The sequence below is a fragment of the Streptomyces sp. NPDC045287 genome, from assembly GCF_056432325.1.
Genome location: NZ_JBWKJG010000004.1, coordinates 420,758 through 437,211 on the forward strand (window position 1 = coordinate 420,758; position 16,454 = coordinate 437,211).

A 16,454-nucleotide genomic window follows, 5' to 3' on the forward strand; every position below is an offset into this window, starting at 1 on the left:
GTCAGGCCAGCAGGCGCGGGGAGAGCGCCCCGCAGGGCACCATGTCGACTTCGGGCCCCGCCTCGCGCAGGTCGGTGAGGACCAGTTCGTCGTAGAGCAGCAGCCCGGAGTGCTCCGGCCAGGCGATCGCCCACAGCCACAGCCCGCGCGCCTCGCCCGCGAAGACGGCCCGTCCCTCGGGGACGCCGCCCACGTGCCACAGCGGCGTCAGCCGGCCGCCGGCGAGGACCTTGGCGTGCGGCGCCTTGTCGACGCACAGGTGCGGGCCCGGGTCGGGGCCGTCCAGCCCGGCGTACCGGGCGCCGAGCCCCACGCCGAGCTCCTCGGCGACCAGCAGCAGCTCGCCCACGCCGCCGAGCGGCCCGGGCCCGGAGCAGGCGACGGCGGTGGCGCGACCGCCGCTGCGGTCGTCACCGGCGTACGCGACGCCCGTGTACAGCCAGCCGACGGGCAGCGGCCACGGCATCCAGACGGGGACCCGCGCCCGGTTCACGGCGACGTGCAGCGCCTCCAGGCTGGGGGGCACCACGGGTTGCAGCGGGTGCACCGGGCCGTGCGCGGCGCACTGCCAGCGGTCGGAGAAGAGACCGGGTGCCCGGACCCGGCCTCCGCACTTCGGGCAACTGGGTTCGCCCCTCATAGCGTTCAACGGTCCTCCGCCTCCGCCGCCGCGTCAAGGACGATCACCCGTCCGGTGTGCCGCCCCGCCCCGTGCGTGCGGCGCGCGCGGCGGGGCGGGGCGGACGCCGCCCGCCCACGCCGACCCCGTCCCGTACGCACGGGGCGGGGCGCGTCACCGCCACCGGGTTCTCCGCCGGCCGGGGCCCCGTCCCCTGCGCGCGGGGCGGGGCGGCCTTCCGGAACCGCCGGCGCACGACGCCGTCGCCCGTCCCGTGCGCGCGGGGCGGGCGGCTCCGGCTCAGTCGAGGCCGACCGACGCCCGCCGCGGGTCCCGCAGGTCGGTCCCGGCGCCCAGCCAGCGCTCCTCCAGCGCCCGCGCGCCGTGCACCCGCTTCCACGCCGCCTCGTTGGGCGTCATCGGCAGCAGCGGCAGGAACCGCACCGGGTCCATCCCGCCGTCCAGCTCCAGGTCCGGCACCAGGCCGCCGGACTCCCCGACGAGCACGGACGTGAACGGCGCGCCCGGCCACAGCGGCTCCCCCACGTCCAGGGACGCGCCCGGCGCCACGACGACCCCCTCGACCTGCGGCGAGGCGGCCAGCACGGCGAGCGGGCGGAGCACCTTGTCGGTGTCGGCGAGCCCGGCCCGCACGGTGAGGAGCAGTTCCGCGCGCGGGCCGCGCACCGGGTCGGCCACCAGGTCCGTCGGGTCGGTCATGGGCCGCGCCGACATGCCGAGCGTGGCGTACCGCACGACCGGGCGGCCGTCGCCGTCACCGGTGTCGGTGAAGCGCAGCACCTCGACGCGGTCCGTGCCGAGGAAGGTGACGGAAGCCCGCGCGTCCGGTTCGCCGAGCGCCGAGCGGAGCCGCGCCTCGACGAGCGCGAGAACTTTTTCCATGCGGCGAGCATAAAGCGCGCATCGAACGGGCAAGGAAAGGGATTGACCGTCAGTCGGCTGATAGGGTGGGCCGCTGGTCGGGACAGCACGCGGCGGAGGTTCCTCCGCCCCCCAGCGACAGCCGGTGGAGTGCTTTCCGGTCCCGACGACACGTCATCCCCCACGGGGGACCGGCCGGAGGAGGTGGGGCTGCGGTGGATCGAAGTCGACCGTGCAGTACCAGCCGCTCTTCCGCGCCGCGCGGGCAGCTCCCGCCACGCCCCCACCGCGCGCGTTCCGCCTCTCGTACGACCCTCCGTACGGGCGTCTGAGGCGTTTCCGCCCGTTTTCCGCACGCCGGGCACCGCGCACGACGGAAGAGCACGTCGCCCCTGTCTGTCTGTAGCGAACCGCGAACTTCCGTCCCGCGATCCGCGGTGCCGCCCGATTTGCGGACGTAAGCAACGCCACGTCCCCATTCCGGGCTGTGCCACGCCTCGCTGACGGCTTCTTGCGTGAAGGAGCCCGCCATGTCGATGATCCGTGACCTGCGTGCCGCCGTACGTCCGTCGCTGCGCAAGCGCAGCGCGTCGCCGTACCAGCCGTACAACGCCTACGACCCGACCCGCGACCCGTCCGCCTCGACCGCCGTCGTCGACTGCGCCGTGTACCGCGACGGGCGGCGACTGGAGGGCGACGGCTGCCTGACGCCGCGCGAGGCGATGTGGCGCGTGCGGGAGGGCGGCGGCTTCGCGTGGATCGGTCTGCACGAGCCGACGGAGGCCGAATTCGCGGGCATCGCCGCCGAGTTCGGGCTGCACCCGCTGGCCGTGGAGGACGCGGTCCACGCCCACCAGCGGCCGAAGCTGGAGCGGTACGACGACACGCTGTTCACGGTCTTCAAGACGATCCACTACGTGGAGCACGCCGAACTGACCGCGACGAGCGAGGTCGTGGAGACCGGTGAGGTGATGTGCTTCACCGGCCGGGACTTCGTCATCACCGTCCGGCACGGCGGGCAGGGGTCGCTGCGCAACCTGCGGCACCGGCTGGAGTCGGAGCCGGAGCTGCTGGCGAAGGGGCCCTCGGCGGTGCTGCACGCCATCGCCGACCACGTCGTGGACGGGTACATCGCGGTCGCGGACGCCGTGGAGATCGACATCGACCAGATCGAGATCGACGTCTTCTCGCCCCCGGCGAAGGGCGGCACGCGCGGTACGGACACGGGCCGGATCTACCAGCTGAAGCGCGAGGTGCTGGAGTTCAAGCGGGCCGTGACTCCGCTGACGCGACCGCTGCAACTGCTGAGCGAGCGGCCGATGCGGCTGGTCGACCCGGACATCCAGAAGTACTTCCGGGACGTCGCCGACCACCTGGCCCGGGTGCAGGAGCAGGTCGTGGGCTTCGACGAGCTGCTGAACTCCATCCTCCAGGCCAACCTCGCGCAGGCGACGGTCGCGCAGAACGAGGACATGCGCAAGATCACCTCATGGGCGGCGATCATCGCCGTGCCGACGGCGGTGTGCGGCGTGTACGGCATGAACTTCGACCACATGCCGGAGCTCCAGTGGAAGTACGGCTACCCGATGGTGCTGACCGCGATCATCGGCACCTGCTTCGCGATCCACCGCACCCTGAAGCGCAACGGCTGGCTGTAGGGGTCCCTGCCCGCTGGCTAAGCTGCGGGCATGACTGACGACTCGCTGCTCGCCCGCGCCCTCGTCGAGGAGGCCACCAAGAAGTCCGGCCTCATCTGGGTGCGCGGTGACGGGCCGGCGCGGGCGCTGTGGCACGTGTGGCACGAGGGCGCCGCGCACGTCGTCGGCGACGGCCCCGGGGAGCAGCCGCTGCCGTCCGGTCTCGTCGACGGCGCCACCGCCGAGGTCACCGTGCGCAGCAAGGACAAGGGCGGCCGGGTCGTCGCCTGGACGGCGGTGGTCGGCGAGCAGGCGCCCGGGTCGGAGGAGTGGCGGGCGGCGGTCGACGAGCTGAAGGGCAAGCGGCTCAACGCCCCCGACGCGGAGACCATGACCGAGCGGTGGGCGCGCGAGTGCCGGGTGCTGCGGCTGACGCCCCGCGAGGCCGTCACCGACCTGCCGCAGGACTCCCTGGCGGCGGTGCCGCTGCCGACGCCGGCGACGACCCGCGTACCGGTACCGGCGGCCCTCCCCCGGCTGCTCCTGAAGCGCCGCAAGCGCCACTGACCGCCCCTCCCCCGGCCGTCGGGGAGGGCGGGCGGCTCGTGGGACCGGAGGGCCGTGTAGGTCGGGAGGGGGGTGCGCCGGTGGACCGCTCGTGGGGCCGAGCGCCCCACTCGTGGGGCCGGAGGATCCTGTGGGCCGGGGAGGGGACAGTCTCGGGCGCCCCGTGGTCGGCCCGTGAGGCCGAAGGGGGCGCACCACTCGTAGGACCAGAGACCCCTGCGGGCCGGGAGGGGGCGGGTGCCCCCTTGGGCCGCTCGTGGAGCCGAAGGGGCGCGCGGGTGTCGAGGGGGTGATCGCGCGGAGGCGCGGAGCGCTGAGCACGTTCGCCGCCTCGACACCCGCTGAAAGCGCCCCGGAGGGGGAACGAGCCTCAAAAAAGGGGCCGCGAAGCGCTGAGCACGTTCGCCGCCTCGACACCCGCTCACAGCGCCCCGGAGGCGGAACGAGCCTCAAAAAGGAATCAGCCGCTGGTGCGGGGCAGGTGGCGCCCGTAGTCGAGGATGTCCTCCTTGACGGGCTCCACCAGCGGGAAGTCCCTGTTCCAGTCCGCCAGGACCACCACGCCCCCGCCGCCGCCGCGGGCGAACTGGAGCGGGAACGGCGTGCCCTCCAGGGACACGTCGAGGGTGCCGCCCTCTCCGTGCTCGCCGCCCGCGACCTCGATGGTGCGGACCCCGCCGACCTTGTCGCGGTTGCCCTTGTGGACCTCGCCGTGGAGCACGAGCAGGCCCTTCAGCAGGACGTTCATCTCGGTGAAGCCGCGTAGCTGCTTGTACGAGGGGTCGTCCTGCGGGACCTTGACGTATTTGCCGTCCAGCTTGTCGGCCGCCTCGATGTCCGACTCGGTCGGCTCGCCGGAGCCCTCGGCGTGCCGCCAGAACGCCGCGCCCGCTTTCAGGAAGAGGGCGTCGCCGACGCGCAGCAGCTCGAACGTCGACTTCCTGGTGGTGACGGAGCCGGTCGCGCCCTGGGCCTTGAGGCGCATGTTCAGCTTGTACGTGCCGGACTTGCTGACGAGGGTGCCCGCGAGGCGCACCGACGTGGCGCCGTCGGCGGCGGCGCGGGCCTTGTCCTCGATCTCGCCGGCCGGGAGCCTGCCGACCCCGTTGGTGCCCTCGTCCGGGTCTTCCGCGCAGGCGGTCAGTGCCGCGGCCAGTCCGACGCAGAGGGCGACGGGGAGCACGACGCGTCGGGTACGCCGAACCGGGGGGAGAGCGGTCACCAGCGCTGCCTCTCAGTGTTGCACGTGGGGGGACGGCCGACCGCAGCGTACCGGGGTCGGATCGCCCCCTCCGAACGGAGCCGGACGGACGCCCTGCCTGGGCGACCCGAACCCTGACGAGCTAGCCTGAAACACCGAACTGCGGGCATAAGCGGCATGTCGGTTGATGGTCACGCGGACGACAAGGAGGCGCGGGGCATGGCAGGAGGCGCCGCCCGGATCTTCGTCTCGCACCTCGCCGGGGCGCCGGTCTTCGACCCGAGCGGCGACCAGGTGGGCCGGGTGCGCGACCTCGTCGCCATGCTCCGCGTGGGGCGCCGGCCGCCCCGGGTGCTGGGGCTCGTCGTGGAGGTGATCGGCCGCCGCCGGATCTTCCTGCCGATGACCCGGGTGACGGGCGTCGAGTCCGGCCAGGTGATCACGACCGGGGTCCTCAACGTGCGCCGCTTCGAGCAGCGCCCCACCGAGCGCCTCGTCCTCGGCGAACTCCTCGACCGACGGGTCCGGCTCGTCGACGGCGGCGACGAGGTGACCGTCCTCGACGTGGCGATGCGCCAGTTGCCCGCCCGCCGTGACTGGGAGATCGACCGGGTCTTCGTGCGGCGCGGCGCCCGCGGGGCGCTGCGCCGCAAGGGCGAGACGCTGACCGTCGAGTGGTCGGCGGTCACGGGGTTCTCCCTGGAGGAGGTCGGGCAGGGCGCGGAGAGCCTGGTCGCCACGTTCGAGCGGATGCGCCCCGCCGACCTGGCGAACGCGCTGCACCACCTGACGCCCAAGCGCCGCGCCGAGGTCGCCGCCGCCCTCCACGACGACCGGCTGGCCGACGTGCTGGAGGAGCTGCCCGAGGACGACCGGATCGAGATCCTCGGCAAGCTGAAGGCGGAGCGCGCCGCGGACGTCCTGGAGGCCATGGACCCGGACGACGCCGCGGACCTGCTGTCGGAGCTGCCGGAGGACGAGAAGGAGCGGCTGCTCACCCTGATGCGCCCGGACGACGCGGCGGACGTGCGGCGGCTGATGTCGTACGAGGAGCGGACGGCGGGCGGGCTGATGACGACCGAGCCGATCGTGCTGCGCCCGGACGCGACGGTCGCGGACGCCCTCGCCCGCGTCCGCCAGCAGGACCTCTCCCCCGCGCTGGCCGCGCAGGTGTACGTGTGCCGGCCGCCCGACGAGACGCCGACCGGGAAGTTCCTCGGGACGGTCCACTTCCAGCGGCTGCTGCGCGATCCGCCGTTCACCCTGGTCTCCGCGATCGTCGACACCGACCTGGAGCCGCTCTCCCCCGACACCCCGCTGCCGGTCGTGACCAGCCACCTCGCCGCGTACAACCTGGTCGCGGCGCCGGTCGTCGACGACAGCGGGTCGCTGCTCGGCGCCGTCACCGTCGACGACGTGCTGGACCACCTGCTGCCGGAGGACTGGCGGGAGACCGAGTTCGGCCCGGAGGCGGAGCGGGAGGCGGCGCATGGGGCCTGACCGCGCCCCGGAGGGGGGCACCGGACGCGACCACCGTACGGGCGGGCGCGAGCGCCCCGGCCTGCGGGAGCGCGCCGGCGGACGCGACCGTACGGGCGGACGCGAACGCGCCGGCGGGCGGGAGCGGGCCGCGCCCCGCACCCGGCTCGACCAGCCGTTGGACCAGCCGCGCGTGCGGCGGCCGAGGCTGCTGCCGGAGTACGACCCGGAGGCGTTCGGGCGGCTGTCGGAGCGGATCGCCCGGTTCCTCGGCACTGGCCGGTTCATCGTGTGGATGACGGTGGTCATCATCACGTGGCTGACCTGGAACATCACCATGCCGGAGCCGCTGCGCTTCGACCCGTACCCGTTCATCTTCCTCACCCTGATGCTCTCGCTCCAGGCGTCGTACGCGGCGCCGCTGATCCTGCTCGCGCAGAACCGGCAGGACGACCGGGACCGGGTCAACCTGGAGCAGGACCGGGCGCAGAACGAGCGGTCGATCGCCGACACCGAGTACCTGACGCGGGAGGTCGCGGCGCTGCGCATGGGGCTCGGCGAGGTCGCCACCCGCGACTGGATCCGCTCCGAGCTGGAGGTCCTGGTGAAGGAGTTGGAGGACCGGGGCTCCGTATTCCCGCGGTCCGCGCCGCCGGGGAGTGACGAAGGCGACCGCTGACGGGCTTTCCGAGGCCCTCGGTGGGCGCCGTACCATCGTCCGTATGACGACGGAAGACGCGGTGCGCGAAGCACTGGCGACGGTGAACGACCCCGAGATCAACCGACCGATCACCGAACTCGGCATGGTCAAGTCAGTCGAGATCGGGGCGGACGGCGCGGTGGCCGTGACCGTGTACCTGACGGTCTCCGGCTGCCCGATGCGCGAGACGATCACGAAGAACGTGAGCGAGGCGGTCTCCCGCGTCGAGGGCGTCACCCGCGTCGACGTGTCGCTGGACGTGATGAGCGACGAGCAGCGCAAGGAGCTGGCCGCCGCGCTGCGCGGCACGACCGCCGAGCGCGAGGTGCCCTTCGCGAAGCCCGGTTCGCTGACCCGCGTGTACGCGGTGGCGTCCGGCAAGGGCGGCGTCGGCAAGTCCTCGGTGACGGTGAACCTGGCCGCCGCGATGGCCGCGGACGGGCTGAAGGTCGGTGTCGTGGACGCCGACATCTACGGCCACAGCGTCCCCCGCATGCTGGGCGCCGACGGACGGCCCACCCAGGTCGAGAACATGATCATGCCGCCGTCCGCGAACGGCGTGAAGGTCATCTCGATCGGCATGTTCACCCCGGGCAACGCCCCGGTCGTGTGGCGCGGCCCGATGCTGCACCGCGCGCTCCAGCAGTTCCTCGCGGACGTCTACTGGGGTGACCTGGACGTGCTGCTGCTGGACCTCCCGCCGGGCACGGGCGACATCGCGATCTCCGTGGCGCAGCTCGTGCCGAACGCCGAGATCCTCGTCGTCACCACGCCGCAGCAGGCGGCGGCCGAGGTGGCGGAGCGGGCCGGTTCGATCGCCGTGCAGACCCACCAGAAGATCGTCGGCGTCGTGGAGAACATGTCGGGCCTGCCGTGCCCGCACTGCGACGAGATGGTCGACGTGTTCGGCACGGGCGGCGGCCAGAAGGTCGCGGACGGGCTGACGCGGACGACCGGCGCCACGGTCCCGGTGCTCGGCTCGATCCCGATCGACGTACGGCTGCGGGAGGGCGGCGACGAGGGCAGGCCCGTCGTGCTGTCCGACCCGGAGTCGCCGGCCGGCGCGGCGCTGCGCGCCATCGCGGGCAAGCTCGGCGGCCGCCAGCGGGGCCTGTCCGGCATGTCCCTGGGCATCACGCCGCGCAACAAGTTCTGAGGCGCACGCGCCGGGCGCGCGTCCGCCGGGTACGCCGAAGGGGCGCCCCTCCACCGTGAGCGGCGCCCCTTCGGCGTGCCCGGCGCGGGTCCGGGGCGCCGGGTCGGACGTACTCAGACGTACGTGGAGATGTCGGCGACGACGGCGAAGCCGAGCCCGTACGCGCTCATCCCCCGGCCGTAGGCGCCCAGGTGGACGCCGCGGGAGGTGCTTCCGGCGAGGATCCAGCCGAACTCGGTCTCGCGGTAGTGGAACGGCTGCGGCACGCCGTCCACGGGCAGCGACAGCGTCGTCCAGGCGGGCCCGTCCAGGTCGTCCGCGAGTTCGAACGCGGTCTCCGTCTGCTGGTCCAACCACTCGTTGCGCAGGACGTGGTCGAGCTGGGGGGGCCAGGTGTACGCGAGGAGCCCCGAACCGGCCAGCCAGGCGGCGGAGGACACGCTCGTGGCGTCCAGGACGCCGGTGCCGTCGCCGGAGCCGCGCACGGGGTGGGCGGCGACGGTGACGACGACCACGAAGGCGCCGCGCCCCTGGTCGGCGGCGTCGGGCCGTATCGACGGCTCCTCGCCGTGGCCGGTCGAACCGTGCTGCACGGTTCCGTCCGCCGCCGTGCTGACCCGCATCAGCCAGCGCGGGCCGGTGAACGCCTCGTCCAGCCCGTACCAGGGGAAGGGGGCCCGCAGGTACCCGTCGACGGTGCGACGGGCCGGAGGCACCCCCTCGGGCGTGGGTGTGGTGCCGGGCGTCGGCTGTGCCTGCGCCCCCACCCGTCTCGTGGTCTCCATCTGCCCGGCCGCCTCCTCGATCCGTTCGGACAGAGGGAGAGGATATCCACCGGGGAGGGGCTCGTACGGGAGGTCCGGCACCGGGTGGCCCGGGTGGCTCAGCCCGGTCGGGCGGCGTCCGCGTCGGAGCTCAGGTGGCGTCCGCGTCGAAGGGGGGCCGGTCGGCCGTATCGGGCGTGTCGCGCTTCTTCAGGAGGTCGGGCGTGGCGGAGCCGGAGGCGGCCGGGGCGGAGGCGGTGCCCTTGACGGCGTCGGCGACCTCGTCGATCTCCTTGCGGAGGTCGAAGCTGCTGCGCAGCTCCTGGAGGTCCCTCAGGTCCGGGTTCTCGGTGAGCTGCTTGCGGATGAACGTCTTCGGGTTGAGGTCCTCGAAGTCGAAGTCCTTGAAGTCGGGGCCGAGCTCGCTGCGGATGTCCTGCTTGGCGCTCTCGGAGAAGTCCCGGATCTTGCGGATGAAGCGGCTGACGTCCTGGATGAGCTGGGGCAGCTTGTCGGGACCCCAGATGAGCACGGCGAGGATCACCAGCGCCACCACCTCGAGTCCGCCTATGTCACTGAACACCTTGCTCCTCCTCCGGTCTCCGCTGCACCAAGGTACCCGCTCCACCCGTGTGGCGGGACCGGCGCCGGGACCATCAGCCGTTCGGTCGTTCAGCCGGCCGCCGACGAGCCGAGCGTGAGCGTCCTGACCTCCTCGTGGCCGCCGCGCCGCACGGTGAGGCGGAGTTCGTCGCCGGGGCGGTGGGCGCGGATCTTGACGATCAGCTCCTCGCCGTTGTGGACGCGCTCGCCGTCGACCTCGGTGACGACGTCGCCGGGGCGGACGCCCGCCTTGGCGGCGGGACCGCCCGGGGTGACGGACGCGCCGCCGTCCTGGGCCTTGTCCGCGACGCGGGCGCCGTCGCCGGTGAACTTCATGTCGAGGCTGACGCCGATGACGGGGTGGGTGGCCCTGCCCGTGTTGATGAGCTCCTCGGCGACGCGCTTGCCCTGGTTGACGGGGATCGCGAAGCCCAGGCCGATCGAGCCGGACTGGCCGTCGTCGATGCCGGAGCCGCTGTCGGCGGCGCGGATGGCGCTGTTGATGCCGATGACGCGGGCCTGCGAGTCGAGGAGCGGCCCGCCGGAGTTGCCCGGGTTTATGGGGGCGTCGGTCTGGAGGGCGTCGACGTAGCTGACGTCACTGCCGTCGCCCTTCTCGCCGCCGGCGGTGATGGGGCGGCCCTTGGCGCTGATGATGCCGGAGGTGACGGTGTTCTGGAGGTCGAAGGGGGCGCCGATGGCGACGACCGGGTCGCCGACGCGGACGCCGTCGGAGTCGCCGAGCGGGAGCGGCGCGAGGTTCGACACCCCGGTGACGCGGACGACGGCGAGGTCGTAGCCGCTGTCGCCGCCGACGAGGGTGGCGCCGGCGGTCTCGCCGCCGCTGAAGGTGACGGTGATGTCGCCGCCGCCCTCGGCGGAGTCGACGACGTGGTGGTTGGTGAGGATGTGGCCGCGCTTGTCGAGGACGAAGCCGGTGCCGGTGCCCTGCGCGCCGCCGCCGCTGACGTGGAGGGTGACGACGCCGGGCAGGGCACGGGCGGCGATGCCGGCGACGCTGTCGGGGGCGCGGTCCCTCACGTCCGCCCCGGCCTGGGGCAGCTCGACGGTGGTGAGGCCGCCGTTGCGTTCGACGTACGCGCCGACGGCTCCGCCGAGGACGCCGGTGAGCAGCGCGAAGACCAGCGCGCCGACGAGCGCGAGCCCCGTGCGCGACCGCCGGGGCCGCACGCCGCCCGGGTGTCCGGTGAGCGGTTGCGCGGGCTGCCGCGCGGCAGGAGCGCTCCAGGGGTCGTACTGCCCCCACTGCGCGGGCGCGGGTGCGGGCGGCTGTCCGTGCGGCGCGGGGGCGAGCGTGGGCGGCGGGGTGCCGTAGGCGGGTGCGGGCGGCTGTCCGTGCGGCGCGGGGGTGGGAGCCGGCGACGGGGTGCCGTAGGCGGGCGGCTGGGCGGCCACGGGCCGCTGTACGGGCGGCGCGGGCGCCCAGGGGCCGGGCTCCCCGTAGGGCGGTGTCCGGTACTCGTCGGGCGCGTGCAGGGGCCCGCCGGTGCCGGCGGGGTGCCCGGCGGGCGCGGCGCCGGTGTCGGTACCGGCCGCCGCCGGGGGGACCGGCCGGGCCGCGTCCGCGGGGGCGGTGTCCGGCGCGGCCGGGGACGCGGGCGCGGGGGCGCCCCGGAGGGCCGGGGGCGCGGGCGCGGCTCCGGGCGTAACGGCTCCGGGCGCGGCGGCTTCGAACGGCGCGGGCCGCGGGGAGGCGGACGGGCCGTCCGCCGGGGGCGGCGGGGTGGGGACCGGGGGCGCGGGGCGGCTCCACCACGTTCGTTTCGGCTGCGTGGGCTTCCCGTCGTCCATGCTCTCCCCGCTACTGGCCACTCAGCGCCCCTCCGGCGCCCCTGACCACGGATTCAACCAGGTCCTCCCGGGGCGCCGTTCAGGGTGCCGGGGGCGCCTTGTGCGACGGGTAGGGGTCCCGTACGGGCCCCGGAGCGCCTATCAGGGGTAGGGTCCCGGCGCCGACCAGCGGGGTCGCCGCGTGGAGGAACGGCGGGGCCGCCGGATGCCGCGACCGGGCCTGCGTGGCGGAGATCGGGGCGCCGGTCCGGTCCGCGAACCGGCCCGTGCTCGCGCCCGTGGCGGGGCGGCGGCGGGAATTCTCCGCCGCGGCCGGCTGCCCGGCGGACGACGACCGCAGCGGCGTCACCTTGTTCCCGGAGCCCTCGCCGCGCACGTCGACCGCCGTGACGGTCGGCAGCGTCCCGCCCAGCGCGATCGCCGCGAACGACACGGCGCTGGCCGCCGCGAACGCGAACCTCCGGCCGCGCCACGGGGACCGCTCGGCCTCCCGGCCGACCTCGTGGATGCGGAAGCCCCCGCGCCCGGCCGGTGCGTGCTCGGCGGCGGGGACGTACCCGAAGCCGCCGGACCTCACTCCGAACAGGCCGGCTCCCGAGCCGGGCCGCCCGGTGTCCGGGGCGTGCCCGGACCGCCGGGTCCCGGCTCCCAGGGCACCTCCCCCGAGACCGCCGCCCCCGAACGGCGGCCCGCCGTCTCCCGCGGCGCCCCCGGGCAACCCCTGGAGGCGGGCGAGCAGCCCCGCGGGGGGCGGCGGGGGGGCGGACTCGGCGAAGAAGCTCTTGACGCGGCGCTGCGCGTCGGCCTCGGCCTTGCAGCGGGCGCAGGTCGCCAGGTGGGCGAGGACCCGCTCGCGGGCGTCGTGACCCAGCTCGCCGTCGACCAGCGCGGCGAGCCGGTCCCCCAGATGGTGTTCCGCGGGGGTCGGACGTGTGCCACTCACGCGGCTCCGCCCTCCCCGACCACGGCGGCGAACGGACGCCCGGCGACGCGCTGCTCGGCCCGCGCCTCGGGCGACCGGTGCTTGAGCGCCTTGCGCAGGTGCGACCGGCCGCGGTGGATCCGGCTGCGGACCGTGCCGAGCTTCACGCCGAGCGTCGCGGCGATCTCCTCGTACGACAGGCCCTCGATGTCGCACAGCACGACGGCCGCGCGGAACTCCGGCGCCAGCGTGTCCAGCGCCTGCTGCACGTCCGCGTCGAAGTGCGTGTCGTGGAACGCCTGCTGCGGCGACGGCTCGCGGCTGGGCAGCCGCTCCGCGGCGTCCTCGCCGAGCGCGTCGAACCGGATGCGCTGCTTGCGCCGCACCATGTCCAGGAACAGGTTCGTGGTGATGCGGTGCAGCCAGCCCTCGAACGTGCCCGGCGTGTACGTCGACAGGGAGCGGAAGACGCGGACGAAGACCTCCTGCGTGAGGTCCTCGGCGTCGTGCTGGTTGCCCGTCAGGCGATAGGCGAGGCGGTAGACGCGACCGCTGTGCGTGCTGACGATCTCCTCCCAGGTCGGAGGGGCCCACGCCTGCGATTCCGCATCCGATGCGAAGGTCGCCGTCGTGGCTGCGGTCTCGGTGGCGGCACGGGTGCTGTCAGCGGTGTCGGTCACGGATTTCGGCTCACCCGCCGACCTGAGGAAGCGCCGCAGCCGCAGCGCTCCTCTCCGATCCACAGGCGCAGCCGCACCTCCCCTATCGGCTCTGGTGGTGTCCAGTGGAGCCCCTACCATAGCCACCTCGCCCGTTAGCTCCGGATAAGAATCTTTACGCGAATTTGGGACGGACTTCGGGTCTTGATCCGTCCGACCGTCCCCACCCCTTCCCAACGCCTGGTCCCATCTGCGGGTTCCCGAAGGCGAGCGGCTACAGTCACCGTTGCCAACTACGGGAACAGGAGAGGGTCATTACCGCCAACCGGCAGACGAGCTGGGCCTTCGCCGACGCCTTTGCCGCCGAGGACGAAGCGCTGCGCTGGGCCCGCGACCGGGCCCGGGAGGCAGGGCTGCCCTCGGTGTCCCCGGGCACCGGAGCCGCGCTGCGGATGCTCGCCGCCACGGCGGACGCCAAGGCCGTCGCGGAGATCGGCACGGGGACCGGCGTCTCCGGGATCTACCTCCTGCTGGGCATGCGGCCGGACGGGGTGCTGACCACCGTGGACCCCGAGCCGGACCGGCAGCAGTTCGCCCGGCAGGCGTTCCGGGCGGCGGGCTTCGCCGGGAACCGGGCGCGCTTCATCCCCGGCCGGGCGCTGGACGTGCTGCCGAGGCTGGCGGACGGCGGGTACGACGTGGTCTTCTGCGACGGCGACCGCACCGAGTACCTGGCGTACCTCGACGAATCGTTGCGGCTGCTGCGGCCGGGCGGGCTGGTGTGCTTCGAGGGCGTGTTCGCGGACGGCCGTACGGTCGACTCGGGGGTCCAGCCGGTCGAGGTGCTGACGCTGCGCGAGCTGTTGCGCACGGTGCGGGAGAGCGACGAGCTGGTGCCGTCGCTGCTGCCGGTCGGCGACGGGCTGCTCTGCGCCGTGCGCCGCGGCTGACCGGCCCCGAGGGGCCCGCCCCGGCCCCCCGTACGCCATCCGGTGTCCCGCGGCCTGCGGCGCTCCGGAGACACGGGCACCCCGGAGACACGAGCGCCCCGGCGCGGTGGGGGCACCGGCCGGGGCGATCGGGAAAACGTGGGCGTAAGCGTCAGCTCGTGACCTTCTTCAGCTCCTCGCCGAGGGCTACGGCCTCGTCCGGGGTCAGCTCGACGACAAGCCGACCGCCGCCTTCGAGCGGAACGCGCATGACGATGCCCCGCCCCTCCTTGGTCACCTCGAGCGGGCCGTCGCCCGTCCGCGGCTTCATGGCCGCCATGCTCGTTCCCCTTCCTGAAACCAGCTCATCGATCAGCCGATGGCCCCATGGAAGGGCGCGGACCGGCGTCGAACACATTGCTTCCAGGTCATTATCCCGCATGGCGACACCCGATGACCAACATCGGGCCGCATCGCTTGCACAACGCGATCACGCAAAACCCCTCATTTCGGCGGTCCGCCTGCGATACTTCGCCGTCGCGGCGCCCGGCACGCGGTGCCGTCGTTTGACGCAGGTCACATGCCGGGGCCCGATGATCTCCGCCATGCTGGGCGGGACACGACCGCCGGAGCCGCAAAGGGGACCCTGCCATGGCCGACACCGTGCTGTACGAGGTGAGCGACGGACTCGCGACCGTCACCATCAACCGGCCCGACGCGATGAACGCGATGAACACCGAGGCGAAGGTCGCGCTGCGGGACGCCCTGGAGGCCGCGGGCGCCGACCCCGCCGTGCGCGCGGTGCTGCTGACCGCGACGGGCCGGGCGTTCTGCGTGGGCCAGGACCTCAAGGAGCACGTGCAGTCGCTGACCGGCGAGGACGCGATGCGGACGGTGCGGGACCACTACAACCCGATCGTCCGGGCGATCACCGGCATGCCGAAGCCGGTGGTGGCCGGGGTGAACGGGGTCGCGGCGGGCGCGGGCTTCGGCTTCGCGCTGGCGGCGGACTACCGGGTCGTGGCGGACACGGCGTCGTTCAACACCTCCTTCGCGGGCGTGGCGCTCAGCGCCGACTCGGGCATCTCCTGGACGCTGCCCCGGCTGATCGGCCCCGGCCGCGCCGCCGACCTGATGCTGTTCCCGCGCTCGCTGTCCGCGCGGGAGGCGTACGACCTGGGTCTGGTCGGCAAGCTGGTGCCGGCCGCCGAGCTGGCCGCCGAGGCGGAGCGGACCGCCCGCGCCCTCGCGGCGGGCCCCACGCTCGCGTACGCGTCGATCAAGGAGGCCATGGCGTACGGCGCCGGGCACACCCTCGCGGAGACGCTGGAGAAGGAGGACGAGCTCCAGACCCGGGCGGGTGCCTCCGAGGACCACCGGATCGCGGTGGAGGCGTTCCTCGCGAAGGAGAAGCCGAGGTACGTCGGCCGCTAGCGCGCCGCGGGGGCCGGGGCGACCCCGGGGGCCGGGCGCGGGGTGCGGGCGACGCACTCCGCCAGGTGGTCGTCGACCAAGCCGCACGCCTGCATCAACGCGTACGCCGTGGTGGGGCCGACGAAGCGGATGCCGCGCCGCTTCAGGGCCTTGGCCAGGGCCGTCGACTCGGGGGTGACGGCGGGGACGTCCGCGAGGGTGCGCGGCGCCGGACGGGCCGCCGGGTCCGGCGCGTGGGACCAGACCAGCTCGTCGAGTTCGCCGGGCTCCCACCCGGCGAGCACGCGCGCGTTGGCGAGCGTCGCGTCGACCTTGGCGCGGTTGCGGATGATGCCCTCGTCGGCGAGCAGCCGCTCCCGGTCGGCCTCCGTGAACGCGGCGACCGCGGCGATCCGGAAGCCGGCGAAGGCCCGCCGGAAGCCCTCCCGGCGGCGCAGGATCGTGATCCACGACAGGCCGGACTGGAACGCCTCCAGGGAGAGCCGTTCGAACAGCGCGTCGTCTCCGTGGACCGGGCGGCCCCACTCCCCGTCGTGGTAGGGGAGGTAGTCGGGTGTCGACAGGCCCCACGGGCAGCGCGGCGCGCCGTCGGGCCCGGGTACGGCCCCGCCGGTCACCGCTCCCCCTCCTCGTCCCGCGCGTCGCGGTCGCCGTCCGCGGCGCGGTCCTCGTCCGCGCTCCGGGCCCCGTCCGCGACGCGGTCCCCGTGCCCGGCGGGGCCGTCGTGGCGGGGGTGCTTGGCGAAGAGGTCCGTACGGCCGGACGCCGTGGCCTGCGCGCCGGCCAGCGCCGACTCCAGCTCGGCGATCCGGGCGTCCCGCTCGGCGAGCTCGGCCGCCAACCGGTCCAGGACGTCGTCGACCTCGTCCATCCGGTAGCCGCGGGGCGCCAGCGGCAGCCGCAGCGCCTCGATGTCGGCGCGGCTGACCGGCCGGGTGAGCGGCAGGGGGTCGGCCAGGTGCTCCGGGGGCGCCTCGGGCAGGACCTCGCTCTCCGCGCCGCCGACCACCGCGAGGGTCACCGCGGCCACGACGACGACCATCGCTACAGCCAAGAACCAGAACACAGTGCGCCTCTCCCGGGGCCGGAA

General features: G+C 74.3%; 18 protein-coding genes. 7 read left to right on the forward strand and 11 right to left on the reverse strand.

Annotated features, from left to right (window positions below):
- Position 1: 1 nt before the first annotated feature.
- Both AC07D6_RS10180 and AC07D6_RS10185 read right to left on the reverse strand, forming a co-directional pair.
- The gene (locus AC07D6_RS10180) at positions 2–640 is read right to left on the reverse strand and encodes a DUF6758 family protein (protein ID WP_315875825.1); all 639 of its coding nucleotides are present in this window, start codon (positions 638–640) and stop codon (positions 2–4) included.
- A 279-nt stretch (positions 641–919) separates the two neighbouring features.
- Positions 920–1,522, reverse strand: a complete 603-nt coding sequence (locus tag AC07D6_RS10185; RefSeq protein ID WP_479043241.1) for a suppressor of fused domain protein — start codon at positions 1,520–1,522, stop codon at positions 920–922.
- Between the two features lie 509 nt (positions 1,523–2,031).
- On the opposite strand from AC07D6_RS10185, the gene AC07D6_RS10190 reads away from it, so the two are divergent.
- Together AC07D6_RS10190 and AC07D6_RS10195 are read left to right on the forward strand one after the other, a co-directional pair.
- The gene (locus tag AC07D6_RS10190) at positions 2,032–3,159 is read left to right on the forward strand and encodes a magnesium and cobalt transport protein CorA (protein ID WP_479043242.1); all 1,128 of its coding nucleotides are present in this window, start codon (positions 2,032–2,034) and stop codon (positions 3,157–3,159) included.
- Between the two features lie 30 nt (positions 3,160–3,189).
- Positions 3,190–3,705, forward strand: a complete 516-nt coding sequence (locus AC07D6_RS10195; RefSeq protein ID WP_315875828.1) for a hypothetical protein — start codon at positions 3,190–3,192, stop codon at positions 3,703–3,705.
- A 460-nt stretch (positions 3,706–4,165) separates the two neighbouring features.
- On the opposite strand, the gene AC07D6_RS10200 is transcribed toward AC07D6_RS10195, so the two are convergent.
- A complete protein-coding gene (locus AC07D6_RS10200; protein ID WP_315880682.1) occupies positions 4,166–4,888 on the reverse strand; it encodes a hypothetical protein in 723 nt (240 codons plus the stop codon).
- A gap of 237 nt (positions 4,889–5,125) precedes the next feature.
- Here AC07D6_RS10200 and AC07D6_RS10205 point away from each other — a divergent pair, with 237 nt between their 5' ends.
- Genes AC07D6_RS10205 through AC07D6_RS10215 form a run of 3 tightly spaced genes read left to right on the forward strand, consistent with a single transcriptional unit; the run spans position 5,126 to position 8,241 of the window.
- Positions 5,126–6,406, forward strand: coding sequence for a magnesium transporter MgtE N-terminal domain-containing protein (locus AC07D6_RS10205; protein WP_315880683.1), 1,281 nt, complete (start codon positions 5,126–5,128; stop codon positions 6,404–6,406).
- Entirely contained in the window at positions 6,396–7,064 is a 669-nt protein-coding gene (locus AC07D6_RS10210; RefSeq protein WP_315880684.1) for a DUF1003 domain-containing protein, read from the forward strand. Before AC07D6_RS10205 ends, AC07D6_RS10210 begins: the two co-directional genes overlap by 11 nt.
- Positions 7,065–7,107: 43 nt before the next feature.
- Positions 7,108–8,241 carry an Mrp/NBP35 family ATP-binding protein gene (locus tag AC07D6_RS10215; RefSeq protein WP_315880685.1) on the forward strand — a complete coding sequence of 378 codons (1,134 nt, stop codon included), beginning with the start codon at positions 7,108–7,110 and terminating at the stop codon, positions 8,239–8,241.
- 113 nt (positions 8,242–8,354) lie between these two features.
- On the opposite strand, the gene AC07D6_RS10220 is transcribed toward AC07D6_RS10215, so the two are convergent.
- The 5 genes from AC07D6_RS10220 to sigE all read right to left on the reverse strand — a co-directional run bounded on the left by AC07D6_RS10220 (position 8,355) and on the right by sigE (position 13,142).
- The gene (locus AC07D6_RS10220) at positions 8,355–9,026 is read right to left on the reverse strand and encodes a hypothetical protein (protein ID WP_315880686.1); all 672 of its coding nucleotides are present in this window, start codon (positions 9,024–9,026) and stop codon (positions 8,355–8,357) included.
- Positions 9,027–9,156: 130 nt separating this feature from the next.
- On the reverse strand, positions 9,157–9,588 hold the full coding sequence (locus tag AC07D6_RS10225) for a sec-independent translocase (RefSeq protein WP_315880687.1): 432 nt from the start codon (positions 9,586–9,588) through the stop codon (positions 9,157–9,159).
- Between the two features lie 89 nt (positions 9,589–9,677).
- Positions 9,678–11,420, reverse strand: a complete 1,743-nt coding sequence (locus tag AC07D6_RS10230) for a S1C family serine protease (RefSeq protein ID WP_479043245.1) — start codon at positions 11,418–11,420, stop codon at positions 9,678–9,680.
- 79 nt (positions 11,421–11,499) lie between these two features.
- Positions 11,500–12,363 carry a zf-HC2 domain-containing protein gene (locus AC07D6_RS10235; RefSeq protein ID WP_315880688.1) on the reverse strand — a complete coding sequence of 288 codons (864 nt, stop codon included), beginning with the start codon at positions 12,361–12,363 and terminating at the stop codon, positions 11,500–11,502.
- Positions 12,360–13,142, reverse strand: coding sequence for an RNA polymerase sigma factor SigE (sigE, locus tag AC07D6_RS10240; RefSeq protein ID WP_479043246.1), 783 nt, complete (start codon positions 13,140–13,142; stop codon positions 12,360–12,362). The genes AC07D6_RS10235 and sigE overlap by 4 nt, the downstream gene beginning before the upstream one ends.
- A gap of 107 nt (positions 13,143–13,249) precedes the next feature.
- Between sigE and AC07D6_RS10245 the strand changes: the two genes are divergently transcribed.
- Complete coding sequence (locus AC07D6_RS10245) at positions 13,250–13,951, forward strand: O-methyltransferase (RefSeq protein WP_315880733.1); 702 nt, start codon at positions 13,250–13,252, stop codon at positions 13,949–13,951.
- Positions 13,952–14,102: 151 nt separating this feature from the next.
- Here AC07D6_RS10245 and AC07D6_RS10250 read toward each other — a convergent pair whose 3' ends face one another.
- The gene (locus AC07D6_RS10250) at positions 14,103–14,270 is read right to left on the reverse strand and encodes a DUF3117 domain-containing protein (RefSeq protein ID WP_010474836.1); all 168 of its coding nucleotides are present in this window, start codon (positions 14,268–14,270) and stop codon (positions 14,103–14,105) included.
- 311 nt (positions 14,271–14,581) lie between these two features.
- Between AC07D6_RS10250 and chcB the strand changes: the two genes are divergently transcribed.
- Positions 14,582–15,364: a 2-cyclohexenylcarbonyl CoA isomerase gene (gene chcB / locus AC07D6_RS10255; protein WP_479043247.1), complete on the forward strand. Its 783-nt coding sequence runs from the start codon at positions 14,582–14,584 to the stop codon at positions 15,362–15,364.
- On the opposite strand, the gene AC07D6_RS10260 is transcribed toward chcB, so the two are convergent.
- Both AC07D6_RS10260 and AC07D6_RS10265 read right to left on the reverse strand, forming a co-directional pair.
- Entirely contained in the window at positions 15,361–15,981 is a 621-nt protein-coding gene (locus tag AC07D6_RS10260; protein WP_479043248.1) for a DNA-3-methyladenine glycosylase I, read from the reverse strand. The two genes, chcB and AC07D6_RS10260, sit on opposite strands and share 4 nt — an antisense overlap.
- Entirely contained in the window at positions 15,978–16,430 is a 453-nt protein-coding gene (locus AC07D6_RS10265) for a DivIVA domain-containing protein (RefSeq protein WP_315880692.1), read from the reverse strand. The genes AC07D6_RS10260 and AC07D6_RS10265 overlap by 4 nt, the downstream gene beginning before the upstream one ends.
- Positions 16,431–16,454 lie beyond the last annotated feature (24 nt).